We start from the raw sequence: 13,591 nt of genomic DNA, 5'->3' as shown, positions 1-13,591 counted from the left end.
TCCCAGCCAGGTGCCAGCCGCCTGCCCCCAATTGCGAGGCCGTACGCCGCTGTCAGGCGTCGATGCGCTCCCGGTCCAGGCTGGAGGCGCCGGCGATGATGAAGTCCTTGCGCGGCGACACGTCCGAACCCATCAGCAGGTCGAAGATTTCCTCCGCCTGCTGCGCGTTCTCGATCCCCACCTTGCGCAGCGTGCGGTGCCGCGGGTCCATGGTGGTTTCGGCCAGCTGCTCGGCGTCCATCTCCCCCAGGCCCTTGTACCGCTGGATCGGTTCCTTGTACCGCTTGCCTTCCTTGGCCAGGCGGGCCAGCAGCACGTGCAGTTCAGCTTCTGAGTAGGTGTAGATCATCTCGTTGGCCTTCTGACCGGCGTTGATGACCTCCACGCGGTGCAGCGGAGGCACCGCAGCGAATACCCTTCCCTCAAGGATCATGGGACGCATGTAGCGGAAGAACAGGGTCAGCAGCAGTGTCCGGATATGGGCTCCGTCCACGTCGGCGTCCGTCATGAGGATGACCTTGCCGTACCGGGCCGCGCTGATGTCGAAGCTGCGGCCGGAGCCTGCGCCCACCACCTGGATGAGGGCCGCGCATTCGGCGTTGGAGAGCATGTCCCCCACCGACGCCTTTTGGACGTTCAGGATCTTGCCCCGGATGGGCAGCAACGCCTGGAAGTCGGAGGATCGCGCCAGCTTGGCAGTGCCAAGTGCGGAGTCACCTTCCACGATGAACAGTTCGGAACGTCCGACGTCGTCCGTCCGGCAGTCGGCGAGCTTGGTGGGCATCGAGGAGGTTTCCAGCGCGTTCTTGCGCCGTTGGGTCTCCTTGTGCACCCGGGCCGAGATGCGGGACTTCATCTCGCTGACGATCTTTTCCAGCAGCAGGGCGGACTGGGCCTTGTCATTCTTGCTGGACGACGACAGCTTGGCGGAGATCTCCTTCTCCACCACCCGGGCCACGATGGCCCGGACGGCGCTGGTGCCGAGGATCTCCTTGGTCTGGCCCTCGAACTGCGGTTCCGCCAGCCGCACGGTCAGCACCGCCGTCAGGCCCGCGAAGATGTCGTCCTTTTCGATCTTGTCGTTGCCGGCCTTGAGCTTGCGGGCGTTTGCCTCCACCGCTTTGCGGAAGGTCTTGACCAGCGCCTGCTCGAAGCCGGACTGGTGGGTGCCGCCCTTCGGGGTGGCGATGATGTTCACGAAGCTGCGCACGGTGCTGTCGTAGCCGATGCCCCAGCGCAGCGCCACGTCCACTTCGCAGTCACGCTCTACCTCTGCCAGCTGGCTGTGCCCGCGTTCGTCCAGGACCGGGACCGTCTCCTTGAACTTCCCCGACCCGTGCAGGCGCCACACGTCGGTGACGGCAGGATCGGCGGCGAGGAACTCGACGAACTCGGAGATGCCGCCGTCGTGGTGGAAGACCTCCTCATGGGGGCCGGCCTCACCAGGCGTCCCGGCGACCCTGCGCTCGTCCCGCACCGTGAGCTTGAGTCCGGGCACCAGGAAGGAGGTCTGGCGGGCGCGGGCCACGAGGTCCTCGTAGGAGAACTTGGCATCGGGGGTGAAGATCTGCCGGTCCGCCCAGTAACGGATGCGGGTTCCGGTGACGCCGCGCTTGGCCTTGCCCACGATGTCCAGCACCGAGTCGTCGACGAACGGTGTGAAGGGCGCTGCGGGGTCCAGGCGGGATCCGGCGTCCTTGAACCGCCCGGGTTCGCCCCGGCGGAAGGACATCCGGTAGGTCTTGCCGCCGCGGTCCACTTCCACGTCAAGGCGTGAGGACAGGGCGTTGACCACCGAGGCGCCAACGCCGTGGAGTCCGCCCGAGGCGGTGTAGGAGCCGCCGCCGAACTTGCCGCCCGCGTGCAGCTTGGTGAAGACCACCTCGACGCCGGTGAGCCCCGTCTTGGGCTCCTTGTCGATGGGGATGCCACGGCCGTCGTCGTGGATCTCCACGGAGTTGTCCGCGTGGAGGATGATGCGGATGTCGTGCCCGAACCCGGCCAGGGCCTCGTCCACGGAGTTGTCGATGATTTCCCAGAGGCAGTGCATGAGGCCGCGCGAGTCGGTTGAGCCGATGTACATGCCCGGGCGCTTGCGGACGGCTTCGAGGCCCTCCAGGACGGAAAGGTGCCGGGCGGTGTAATCAGAGCTAGGTGCCACTGGTGATGAACTCCTTCAGGGACGTGTGCGCGGCGCTGGAACCGCATCTTCTAGGGTAATCGGCTGCGGCGGCTGGAGCCGTCTGCCACACCCGCCCGCGGCTGTGCGGCACGCCACCAGCCCCAGTGATGGGCGGAACTTGCCCATTCTTGATTGAACCTTGCGGCTACGCGCACAGCGAACTTGCCCCATCCTTGCGATGGTTTGGATACGAATGCTGGTTATATAGATGTACTGATCTACTAAGGAGGCCGACATGACAACAGCAGTGGCAGACCGCACGCTCAACGCACTCGACCGGTGCGACCGTTGCGGAGCCCAGGCATATGTGCGGGTTGTACTCGAGTCCTCCGGCGGTGAGCTGCTGTTCTGCGGCCACCACGCCCGTGCAGTCGAGGCGACGCTCAAGCCGTTGAGCTCCGACTGGCACGATGAGACGGGAAAGCTTCACGAGAAAGCTGCCGTGGAAATCGACTAGATGAGGCATCGGTAACAACGAACCCTGCGGGGCCCTTCCACTACGGAAGGGCCCCGCAGGCGTTTAACCACATGCCACCGCGAAGTTCGCGGCGCGAAAAAGCAGCGAAAAACAGGGGCCGTGCCGGAGCCACCCGAAGGTGGGTTCGGCACGGCCCCTGCAGGGTCCCGTAAGTGGAGTCCGGTGGACCTAGTCCAGGTAGTCCCGCAGGACCTGCGACCTGGAGGGGTGGCGGAGCTTGGACATGGTCTTTGATTCGATTTGCCGGATCCGCTCGCGGGTGACGCCGTAGACCTTGCCGATTTCGTCTAAAGTCTTCGGCTGTCCGTCGGTCAGGCCGAACCGCATGGCAACCACGCCGGCCTCGCGTTCGGAGAGGGTGTCCAGCACGGAGTGCAGCTGCTCCTGGAGGAGGGTGAAGCTCACGGCGTCGGCCGGAACAACGGCCTCGGAGTCCTCGATCAGGTCACCAAACTCCGAGTCGCCGTCCTCGCCCAGGGGCGTGTGCAGCGAAATGGGTTCGCGGCCGTACTTCTGGACCTCGACCACCTTTTCGGGTGTCATGTCCAGCTCCAGTGCCAGTTCCTCGGGCGTGGGCTCTCGGCCCAGGTCCTGCAGCATCTGGCGCTGGACGCGGGCCAGCTTGTTGATGACTTCAACCATGTGCACCGGGATGCGGATGGTGCGGGCCTGGTCGGCCATGGCGCGGGTGATGGCCTGGCGGATCCACCAGGTGGCGTAGGTGGAGAACTTGAAGCCCTTGGTGTAGTCGAACTTCTCCACTGCGCGGATCAGGCCCAGGTTGCCTTCCTGGATCAGGTCCAGGAACAGCATGCCGCGGCCGGTGTAGCGCTTGGCCAGGGAGACCACTAGGCGGAGGTTGGCCTCCAGCAGGTGGTTCTTGGCGCGCTTGCCGTCGTGGATGATGAATTCGAGTTCACGCTTGTACTTCGGATCCATGGAGCCGTCGTCCGCGGCGATCTTTTCCTCGGCGAACAGCCCGGCCTCGATCCGCAGCGCAAGGTCGACTTCCTGCTCGGCGTTGAGCAGTGCGACCTTACCAATCTGCTTCAGGTAGTCCTTGACGGGGTCAGCCGTGGCGCCGGCAGACATGACCTGCTGCACGGGGGCATCGTCATCATCTGCGTCGGAGTAGACAAAGCCCTTGCCGCTGCCCACTGCGCCCTTGACGGGATCGGCGTCGGTATCGGCATCCTCTACTGCGTCCGGCCCTTCGAGGACGTCGAGGTCTTCCTCAGCGTCCTCAACCTCGTCCGCGTCAACGGCGGACTTTCCTGCAGCCTCTGCTGCAGCCTTGGCGCCAGGCTTGGGCCCACGCTTCTTGGGCTCGCGCTTGCCGTCCGCTGGAGCCGCGCCGGCCGAAGCCTTGTTGGCTGCCCGCGTAGCTGCCCGCTTGGCATTGGTCGCGGCCTGCTTCTCCTCAGGGGACAAGACATCCTGGGCGGCGGAATCCTTCTTCGTGGAAGACGGGGTCACAGAAAACCTTTCTAGCGGTGGTCTGTGGAATCACCATACGGGCAACACCACTATGACCCTGTCAAGTCCGTGATGAAAACCAAGCGCCACCACGGCCGGCAGAGTCACTTAAGACAACTCCCGGAGCGGCTGTAATGTTCCCTTGCGGGCCCATTCCAAGCACTCGATGCACGGACCCAACCGGGTCTCGGCATCTATTGTCTCATGATTTGCCTGGATCCGGCCTCCCCCGCTTCGATCCGGTCCGGCCACCTGCTGAAGGTCTTGCCCATGCCGGGCGGCGCATCCCGCTCCTTACTCCGGCCGGGCGCCCCTCACAGCTCCCACTTTCACCCGGCAGTGTCCTCCCCGAACTTCTGCCAGGCGGCCTCCTTTCTCGCCGCCCAGCCACAGAGCGTGCCCCTGCCAACGAGGTCCAGCAGGAGTTCCGCAAGCCGGTAATCCGGGTCAAGTTCGAGGGCCTGTCCCAGGTGTTCAGCAGCATAGGAACCCCGGCCGCGGCACCATGCCACCCAGCCACGCATGGTCAACGCCGCCGCGGCAGCCTGCCCACCCAGCACAGCCAGATTTCCCAGGATCCGGTCCAGCGCGTCCAGGCCTTCCCAGTCGGGGACGTTCGGCGCCACGCCCATAAGCACCTCGCCGTACCCGGCAGGAACGGGACCGGGGCCGACCGGGGTGCCACTCCCGGCAGGAACGGAGCGTAAAGGGGCCCCGTTCCCCGTCCGGCGCGGCGGCCCCAGGGCAGGCGCCCTTCCTCCCGCCTCTTCCGCCGCTGCCGCCCCCGGTTTGCCCGCCGCCGAGGCCCGGTGTGGGTTCGGCGGCAGCACCGGCAGGGACACGACGGCCTCATCGGCACCGCCCCCGCCATTTCCGTCAGCAAATACCTTGAACTGTTCAGCCCCGGCTTCCGCAGCGTTCCTGCCCGCCGCAGCCATCACCATCACGGCGTCCCGCCACGTGGGAACCAGCAGCGTGGCCCGAAGAAAGGCATCCCGCTCGATATCAGGCAGCCAGGCAACCGGTGGGGTCCGGTCCAGCAGCGTCTGCCAGAAGCCGAGCACGGCAGAGAACTGCGCGCGGCTTCGGGACAGCCCGCCCAACTCCTCCTCCCAGCCGGCCTGTGCTTCACGGACCGCTGCCAGGTGCATGGCAGGCACCGGCGCTTCCGGCACGCTGCCTGACCTTGGCGCCGGCCCCACGCTGCTGCCGCGGTAGACCATCTCGGCGTTCAGCATGCTGTCCCTGATCTCCTGCACGGGCCGCCCCGGCAGCGGACAACACGAACCGTCGCTGCACAGGGCATCCCGCCAATAGACATCGCCCACGAACCAGGCAGCACGCACCGGCATCCCGGCCTGCTCGAGGGAACACTGCACAGTGGAAATCAGGAGGTCGTAGGCACTCGGCGGGACCATTCCTGCGTCGCTGGTGAAGACGGCCAGCAGCGCGCCGTCGGCATCCTGGTCCGACTCAAGGTAACGGCGGACGGCGTCGGCGAACCCGAAAGGAGCGGCCTGCCCTGCAGGTGTCGGAAGGTCAAGCCGCAGTGTGGCGCCAAGGGTAGTGCCGTGCAGCGTCATGGCCACCAGGCTGGAAGCCGGCCAGTACCCCAGGCTGTGTGGAATGAAGCCAAGAATGTCTTCCGGCCCGCGGACTGTTAATCGTTCTGGAGCTGTCATGGCTCCAGCTTTCTCCGACCACAGCACGGGCTGGCAGGGCTCAGTTCAGCTATGTGGGCAAACAGTCCGGTGGAGGAACAGTGGCAGAGGAAGGAACAGGCATGCCTCAGTCGTCGCTGCGCACTGGCTGGCGGCGGCGCGCCAGGCTTTCCCGGCGCTGCCGGGCCAGGGCACTGCGCAGCGGCGGCACCACAATCCCCTGGGCGGCCATCTGCCGGCGCACCTTCCGCCGCGAGGCCACGATGGCGGCGGCGCCCAGGGCCAGGAGCAGGAACTGGACGCTCAGGGCCAGCCGGAAGGGATCCAAACCGTACAGCACCCCCTGCGAGAATCCGGTGGCGTAGAGGAGGTCCAGCACCAGGCCGATAAGGAAGATGGACACCAGGGCAGCAATGAAGCCGCCAACGTTCACGATCCCGGTGGCGGTGCCGATCCGGTGTGCCGGATTAAACGTCCGGGCGAAATCGAAGCCGATCATCGAACCGGGGCCGCCGATGGCAAGCACCACCACCAGTCCCGCCAGCAGCCACAGCGGAGCCCGCCCGGGCAGGATCAGTACCGCAGCCCAGGCCACTGCGGTGGCGCCGGCAATCAGCAGCACCATGGTGGAGCGGCGCAGTGGGTGGCGCGAGACGAAACGTCCGATGAAGGGGCCCGCCGCCATGGCCGCGGCGACATAGAGCGCCATCAGGGCGGCAACAGTGCCTGCGTCCAGGCCCTGCCCGGAAATCAGGAACGGGTAGCCCCAGGTCATGGCAAAAACGGTGCCGCTGAACTGGATGGTGAAATGGCTCCACATCCCCAGCCGCGTGCCGGGCTGCCGCCAGGCCCGGGCCAGCGATGCCCCCGTTGCCCGGAGCCCCTGGCGGGCCTGCGGCCGCTCGGTGCCAGGGGGAGCGTCCTGGAGCAGCAGGACCACCAGTACGACGGCGAGCGCGGACATCCCTGCCAGCATCAGGAAAGCGGGGGTCCAGCCGGACAGGTGCAGGACCATGGCGAAGGGCAGGACACTGAACAGCTGTCCCAGCTGGCCGGACATACCGGTGAGCTGGGTCACGAGCGGGACGCGGGCGGGGGCGAACCACAGCGGGATCAGCCGGATGACGGAGATGAACGTCATTGCATCGCCGGCACCCACCAGGACACGGCCCAGGACTCCCCCGGGAATACTGTCCGCAAACGCCAGCTGCAGCTGTCCCAGCCCCATCAGGACCGCACCGCCGGCAATCATCACCCGCGAACCAAGCCGGTCCACCAACAGGCCCACGGGAATCTGGAGCCCGGCGTAGACCAGCAGCTGCAGGACAGTGAAAAAGGAGATGGCGGACGCCGTGGCGTGGAAGCGCTCCGTGGCTTCAAGGCCCACCACGCCGAACGAGGTCCGCTGCGCCACGGCCACCAGGTACCCGAAAATTCCAATGGTCCAGATAAGCCAGGCGCGGGGTGCAGTCACCACTACATTATGCCCGGCGGGACGCCGCTTTCCCGGAAGTTGTGACCAGCGCTACTGCCCCGGGTTCTCCCTGGCCAGGTAGGCCTCCACGGCGGCGCCGAGGTCGTCGGCGTCGGGCAGCTCGTCGTTCTCGTTGGCCAAAAGCGACCGGCGCACGATGCCGTCCGATTTTTCGTCGTACCGGGTTTCGAGGCGGGACACCACCTGCTGGACTTCCTCCGACGCTTCGATCTGCTCGGCGATCTGGCGGCTCACTTCGCGGCCCGATTCGCGGAGCCGGTCAGTGGGCAGCATCAGGGACGTGGCGGCGCCCAGGTACTCCAGACCGGCGACGGCGGCAGTGGGGTACTCGGCCTCGGCAAGGTAGTGGGGCACGTGGATGACGTAACCGGCGACGTTGCGTCCGGCTTCCACCAGCCGCAGCTCCAGGATGTGGCCGACGGCGGCGGGAACTTCAACGGTGGGCTTCCACACTGAGATGCCCTCGATGAGTTCGGGCCGGTTCCCGTGCACCGTCACCCCCACGGGGCGGGTATGTGGCACGGGCATGGGGATGGAGTGGATCCAGGTGACGAGGTTGACGTCCAGCTTCTCCACGATGTTTACGACGGCGCGGGCGAAGCGTTCCCACTGCAGGTCGGGCTCGAAGCCGGCCAGGAGCAGGAACGGCTTTCCCAGTCCGTCCACCAGCCGGTAAAGGGCCAGCCGGGGCTCCTGGTAGTCCTGGATGTGGTCCTCGACGAAGCTCAGGTGCGGGCGCCGTGACCTGTAGTCGATCAGCTGGTCGGCATCGAAGACCGCAACGGGCTGGGCGTCGAGGGAGTCCAGCAGCTCGGCATTGATCTGCTTCACCACGTGGCCGGCATCGGCAAATCCGGTGAATCCCATCACCAGGTTCAGCCCCTGGAGTTCCGGGCTGTGGAACAGCTCGATGTTGCTGGCATAAAGCGCGTCGGGGTCCAGCAGGGAGCCGGAAATCCGTTCAAGCACGGCATGTTCCTTTCAGGGGTGCGGGTGGACATAATTCATAACGCTGCAGTGACACCCGGCATTCCATCGGCCGGTGTGGCGCACCTCTCAGGAAATTCTCCCGCGGTGCCGGGGAAGGGCTACGATCGGAACTGGCCTGCCAGGCGGGCTTGCACGCACCCGTGAACCGTCCAGAACGGCCGGATCCGGGCCACCATGGCAGAGCGCCCAACATGCATCCCTGCCCGAACGTTTCGAGAATTGAGGACTCATCCCTGTGGTCAAGAATACTGAAGTCAACCTTAGTACCGTCGCGCGGGACCTTAAGAAGAACCCCAGTGATGCAGTGGTCATCGGGGTGGGCCAGGGAACCGACGGCCCCGTCCTGTTGGAGAATCCCCTGACGGCGAAGTCCGCGGAGGCCCTCGGGGACTCACTCAAGGCGCTGGGTGTCACCGGCGCCGCGGACCAGCTGGTCCGCCTGCCGGGCCTGCCCGAAACCGGGGCAGGCATCCTGGTCCTGGCCGGCGTCGGCAAGGTTCCCGCCACCGGACCGCTCACGGGCGAGTCGCTCCGCCGGGCAGCAGGATCGGCCGTCCGGCAGCTGGCCGGCCTGCCCACGGTCACTTTGGCATTCCCGACGGCGACGGTGCAGGACGTCACGGCCGTCGCCGAGGGCGCCGCGCTGGGCGCCTACTCCTTCACCGAGTTCCGGTCTTCCTCCGACGGACTTAAGGACCCGGTGCGCAATGCCGTCATCTTCACCGAACTGGCCGGCACCCCGGAGCTGGAGGCGGCGCTGAAGCGGGCCGGCCTGGTGGCCAAGGCTGTTAACGCCACCCGGTCCCTGGTCAACACCCCGCCGAGCCACCTATACCCCGAATCGTTCGCCGAGGCCGCCAAGGACCTGGCCAAGGGACTGCCCGTCAAAGTCACGGTCTGGGACGAGAAGCGCCTCGAGAAGGAAGGTTTCGGCGGCATTATGGGCGTGGGCAAGGGATCCACGCGCCAGCCGCGGCTGGTCAAGGTCGAATACTCCCCCGCCAAGGCCACTGCCAAGGTCGCCCTCGTGGGCAAGGGGATCACGTTCGACACCGGCGGAATCTCCCTTAAGCCGGCCCTCAACATGGGCGACATGAAGAGCGACATGGCCGGTGCCGCCGTCGTACTTAACACTGTCCTGGCCATCGCCGGCCTGGGCCTGCCCGTTAAAGCGACCGCCTGGCTCTGCATCGCAGAAAACATGCCCGGCGGCGGCGCCTCACGTCCTGCCGACGTCCTGACCATGTTCGGTGGCAAGACGGTGGAGGTCCTCAATACCGACGCCGAGGGCCGCCTGGTCATGGCGGACGGCATTGTCGCCGCGAGCCGCGAATACCCGGACGCCATCATCGACGTCGCAACCCTCACCGGCGCGCAGCTGATCGCCCTCGGCAACCGCACCGCCGGCGTCATGGGCTCGGACAGCGTCACGGGCGCGCTCAAGGCGGCGGCGGACCGTGCAGGCGAGCTGGTCTGGCCCATGCCCCTGCCGGAGGAACTGCGACCCACCCTGGACTCCCAGGTGGCCGACCTGGCCAACATCGGCGAACGCCACGGCGGAATGATGACCGCCGCCGTGTTCCTGCGCGAGTTCGTGGGTAAGGACAAGGCAGGCGAACAGATCCCCTGGGCGCACATCGATATTGCAGGACCTTCCTTTAATAATGGCAGCCCGTACGGCTACACGCACAAGCAGGGCACCGGCTGCACCGTCCGTACCCTGGTTGCCTACGTGGAGGACATCCTGGCCGCCTCCTAGGTGCCCCTGGGCAGTTACAGCCACTGCCACGCGGCCCTGCGGCGCAGGTGATTCCTGTGCCACAGGGCCGCGTGACACTGGACACAAGCGCTCCACAAACGCAGTGCCAAGGTGGAGCATGGATAGGTGGTTCGCTAAGGTGAACCACGGTAGTCACAAATGCAAGAGAGTTGCCCTGCTGACATAATCACGGCAGTGCAAGTTCCAAGACCAGATGATGCGCGCTGATCGCGTCATCGTTCACGCGAGGGAGCGTTTAAGTGGCCGATCAGGCAACTGCGCAAGAATTCGACATCCTGGTACTCGGTGGCGGCAGCGGCGGATACGCTGCAGCGCTGCGTGCGGTACAGCTCGGCCTCACCGTCGGCCTCGTGGAGAAGGCCAAGCTGGGCGGCACCTGCCTCCACAACGGCTGCATCCCCACCAAGGCCCTGCTGCACTCCGCAGAGCTGGCCGACCACGCCCGTGACTCCGCCAAGTACGGCGTGAACGTCACCCTCGACGGCATCGATATCAACGCCGTCAACGCGTACAAGGACGGCATCATCGCCGGCAAGTACAAGGGCCTGCAGGGCCTGATCAAGTCCAAGAAGGCCATCACCGTCATCGAGGGTGAAGGCAAGCTGCAGGGCACCGACACCATCGTGGTGAACGGCACCGCCTACAAGGGCAAGAACATCGTCCTGGCCACCGGCTCCTACTCGCGCACCCTTCCCGGCCTGGAAATCGGCGGCAAGGTCATCACCTCCGACCAGGCCCTCACCATGGACTTCATTCCGAAGAGCGCCATCATCCTGGGCGGCGGCGTCATCGGCGTCGAGTTCGCCTCGGTGTGGAAGTCGTTCGGCGTGGACGTGACCATCGTCGAAGGCCTGCCCTCCCTCGTTCCCAACGAGGACGCCACGATCGTCAAGAACTTCGAGCGTGCCTTCAAGAAGCGCGGCATCAAGTTCTCCACCGGCGTCTTCTTCCAGGGCGTCGAGCAGAATGACGACGGCGTCAAAGTCACCCTGGTGGACGGCAAGACCTTCGAAGCGGACCTGCTGCTGGTCGCCGTCGGCCGTGGCCCCGTCACGGCCAACCTGGGCTACGAGGAAGCCGGCGTCACCATCGACCGCGGCTTCGTCATCACCAACGAGCGACTGCACACCGGCGTGGGCAACATCTATGCCGTCGGTGACATCGTCCCCGGCGTGCAGCTGGCCCACCGCGGCTACCAGCAGGGCATCTTCGTGGCCGAGGAGATCGCCGGCCTGAAGCCCGTGGTGGTCGAGGACATCAACATCCCCAAGGTCACCTACTCCGAACCCGAGATCGCCACCGTCGGCTACACCGAGAAGGCTGCGAAGGAAAAGTTCGGCGAGGACCAGGTGCAGACCCAGGAATACAACCTGGCCGGCAACGGCAAGAGCTCCATCCTTGGCACCTCGGGCCTGATCAAGCTGGTCCGCCAGAAGGACGGCCCCGTGGTGGGCGTCCACATGATCGGTGCCCGCATGGGCGAGCAGGTGGGCGAGGCCCAGCTGATCGTGAACTGGGAAGCCTACCCGGAGGATGTGGCACAGCTGGTGCACGCCCACCCCACCCAGAACGAAGCCCTCGGCGAAGCCCACCTGGCGCTGGCCGGCAAGCCGCTCCACGGCTGATTTTCGCCAGCATTACCAGGCCCGGTGCACCCGGTCGCGCAGACCGGGTGCACTAGGCTTCCAACAAGGCAGCAACCATTCGCACTAAAGATCAATAAGGAGAACGGGGACGACATGTCTGAATCCGTTAACTTGCCCGCCCTCGGTGAGAGTGTCACCGAAGGAACCGTCACCCGCTGGCTCAAGCAGGTAGGTGACCGGGTAGAGGTGGACGAGCCGCTGCTCGAAGTCTCCACCGACAAAGTAGACACTGAAATCCCCTCTCCTGTAGCTGGCGTGATTGAAGAAATCCTGGTCGCTGAAGATGAGACCGCCGAGGTAGGTGCGCCGCTGGTGCGCATCGGTGACGGCTCCGGCGGCGGTTCCGCACCCGCTGAAGCTCCCGCGGCTGCCCCCGCCGAAGAGGCACCTGCAGCTGCTCCCGCACAGGAAGCACCCGCCGAAGCAGCCCCCGCGCAGGAGGCACCCGCCCAGGAAGCACCCGCTGCAGGCGGCGGCGAAAGCCACGAGGTCACCCTCCCCGCACTCGGCGAAAGCGTCACCGAAGGCACCGTGACCCGCTGGCTGAAGGCCATTGGCGATTCCGTCGACGTTGACGAGCCGCTGCTCGAAGTCTCCACCGACAAGGTGGACACCGAGATCCCCTCCCCCGTTGCCGGCACCCTGCAGGAAATCCGTGTCAACGAGGACGAAACGGCCGAGGTGGGCTCCGTACTCGCCGTCATCGGCTCGGGCGCTCCCGCTGCCGCGGCTCCGGAGGCTGCACCCGCCGCTCCCCAGCAGGAAGCCCCCAAGCCCGCACCGGCAGAGTCCGCTCCCGCGCAGACCGCTCCCGCCCAGGCTGTTCCTGCCCAGCAGGCCCCCGAGCAGGCTGCACCGCAGGCTGCCCCGGCTCCCGCCGCCCAGGCTCCCGCTGCTCCGCCAGCCCAGGAAGCAGCTCCGGCCGGCGGATCCGAGTCCGGCTACGTCACCCCCTTGGTCCGCAAGCTTGCCAACCAGCACGGCGTGGACATCTCCAGCCTCTCCGGCACCGGTGTTGGCGGCCGCATCCGCAAGCAGGATGTCATCGCCGCCGCCGAGGCCAAGGCTGCCCCCGCTCCCGCCGCTGCTCCGGCAGCAGCCCCCGCCGCGTCCGCCCCGGCTGCAGCCGGTGCAGCCTCGTCGCTGCGCGGCACCACCCAGAAGGCTCCCCGCATCCGCCAGGTCATCGCCCGGCGCATGCGCGAGTCGCTGGAAATCTCCACCCAGCTGACCCAGGTCCACGAAGTGGACATGACCAAGGTCGCCAAGCTTCGTGCCCGCGCCAAGAACTCGTTCCAGGCCCAGAACGGCACCAAGCTGACCTTCCTGCCCTTCATCGCCAAGGCAGTTGCCGAGGCCCTCAAGCAGCACCCCAAGCTCAACGCTGCCTACGACGAGGAAAAGCAGGAGATCACCTACCACAACGCCGAGCACCTGGCGATCGCCGTCGACACGGACAAGGGCCTCCTGGTTCCGGTCATCGCGGACGCCGGAAACCTGAACCTCGCCGGCCTGGCCGGCAAGATCGCCGACGTTGCTTCCCGCACCCGCGACGGCAAGATCGGTCCGGATGAACTGTCCGGCGGCACGTTCAGCATCACCAACATCGGTTCGGTTGGAGCGCTGTTCGATACCCCGATCATCAACCAGCCGCAGGTCGGCATCCTGGGCACCGGCGCCATCGTCAAGCGCCCCGTGGTGGTTGCTGACGAAAACGGCGATGACTCGATCGCCATCCGCTCCATGATGTACCTGTCCCTGACGTACGACCACCGCCTGGTGGACGGCGCCGATGCAGGCCGGTTCCTCCAGACCCTGAAGGCACGCCTGGAGGAAGGCGCGTTCGAAGCGGACCTGGGACTGTAACCAACAAAGGGTCCAAC

General features: G+C 66.2%; 9 protein-coding genes. 4 read left to right on the top strand and 5 right to left on the bottom strand.

Features of this window, described 5'->3' with window-relative positions; genetic code table 11:
• Positions 1–52 precede the first annotated feature (52 nt).
• Entirely contained in the window at positions 53–2,161 is a 2,109-nt protein-coding gene (locus LFT49_RS08765) for a DNA gyrase/topoisomerase IV subunit B (protein WP_236802059.1), read from the bottom strand.
• A 256-nt stretch (positions 2,162–2,417) separates the two neighbouring features.
• Here LFT49_RS08765 and LFT49_RS08760 point away from each other — a divergent pair, with 256 nt between their 5' ends.
• A complete protein-coding gene (locus tag LFT49_RS08760; protein ID WP_013600696.1) occupies positions 2,418–2,639 on the top strand; it encodes a DUF7455 domain-containing protein in 222 nt (73 codons plus the stop codon).
• A gap of 189 nt (positions 2,640–2,828) precedes the next feature.
• Here LFT49_RS08760 and LFT49_RS08755 read toward each other — a convergent pair whose 3' ends face one another.
• From LFT49_RS08755 to LFT49_RS08740, 4 genes are all read right to left on the bottom strand, one after another.
• Entirely contained in the window at positions 2,829–4,136 is a 1,308-nt protein-coding gene (locus LFT49_RS08755) for an RNA polymerase sigma factor (RefSeq protein ID WP_142134267.1), read from the bottom strand.
• A gap of 329 nt (positions 4,137–4,465) precedes the next feature.
• On the bottom strand, positions 4,466–5,818 hold the full coding sequence (locus LFT49_RS08750; protein ID WP_237430261.1) for a DUF4192 family protein: 1,353 nt from the start codon (positions 5,816–5,818) through the stop codon (positions 4,466–4,468).
• 106 nt (positions 5,819–5,924) lie between these two features.
• On the bottom strand, positions 5,925–7,271 hold the full coding sequence (locus LFT49_RS08745) for an MFS transporter (protein ID WP_236802057.1): 1,347 nt from the start codon (positions 7,269–7,271) through the stop codon (positions 5,925–5,927).
• 51 nt (positions 7,272–7,322) lie between these two features.
• Positions 7,323–8,261 (bottom strand): proteasome assembly chaperone family protein, encoded by a 939-nt coding sequence (locus tag LFT49_RS08740; RefSeq protein ID WP_237430260.1) that lies wholly within the window; start codon positions 8,259–8,261, stop codon positions 7,323–7,325.
• A 256-nt stretch (positions 8,262–8,517) separates the two neighbouring features.
• On the opposite strand from LFT49_RS08740, the gene LFT49_RS08735 reads away from it, so the two are divergent.
• The 3 genes from LFT49_RS08735 (at position 8,518) to sucB (ending at position 13,574) form a co-directional block, all read left to right on the top strand.
• Complete coding sequence (locus LFT49_RS08735; RefSeq protein ID WP_237430259.1) at positions 8,518–10,041, top strand: leucyl aminopeptidase; 1,524 nt, start codon at positions 8,518–8,520, stop codon at positions 10,039–10,041.
• Positions 10,042–10,301: 260 nt separating this feature from the next.
• Positions 10,302–11,687, top strand: coding sequence for a dihydrolipoyl dehydrogenase (lpdA, locus tag LFT49_RS08730; RefSeq protein ID WP_236802054.1), 1,386 nt, complete (start codon positions 10,302–10,304; stop codon positions 11,685–11,687).
• Between the two features lie 114 nt (positions 11,688–11,801).
• Entirely contained in the window at positions 11,802–13,574 is a 1,773-nt protein-coding gene (sucB, locus tag LFT49_RS08725; protein WP_236821800.1) for a 2-oxoglutarate dehydrogenase, E2 component, dihydrolipoamide succinyltransferase, read from the top strand.
• The last annotated feature ends 17 nt before the right edge of the window (positions 13,575–13,591 follow it).

It is taken from the genome of Arthrobacter sp. FW306-06-A (assembly GCF_021870055.1).
Classification (GTDB): Bacteria; Actinomycetota; Actinomycetes; order Actinomycetales; family Micrococcaceae; genus Arthrobacter.
Note: the sequence above shows the minus strand (reverse complement) of the source record. Positions and strands in the feature narration are given on the sequence as shown.

What these genes read in the sequence shown, in the direction of transcription:
- LFT49_RS08760 (WP_013600696.1), top strand. Translation starts at nt 2,418, where the DNA reads ATGACAACAGCAGTGGCAGACCGCACGCTCAACGCACTCGACCGGTGC.
- LFT49_RS08750 (WP_237430261.1), bottom strand. Translation starts at nt 5,818, where the DNA reads ATGACAGCTCCAGAACGATTAACAGTCCGCGGGCCGGAAGACATTCTT.
- sucB (WP_236821800.1), top strand. Translation starts at nt 11,802, where the DNA reads ATGTCTGAATCCGTTAACTTGCCCGCCCTCGGTGAGAGTGTCACCGAA.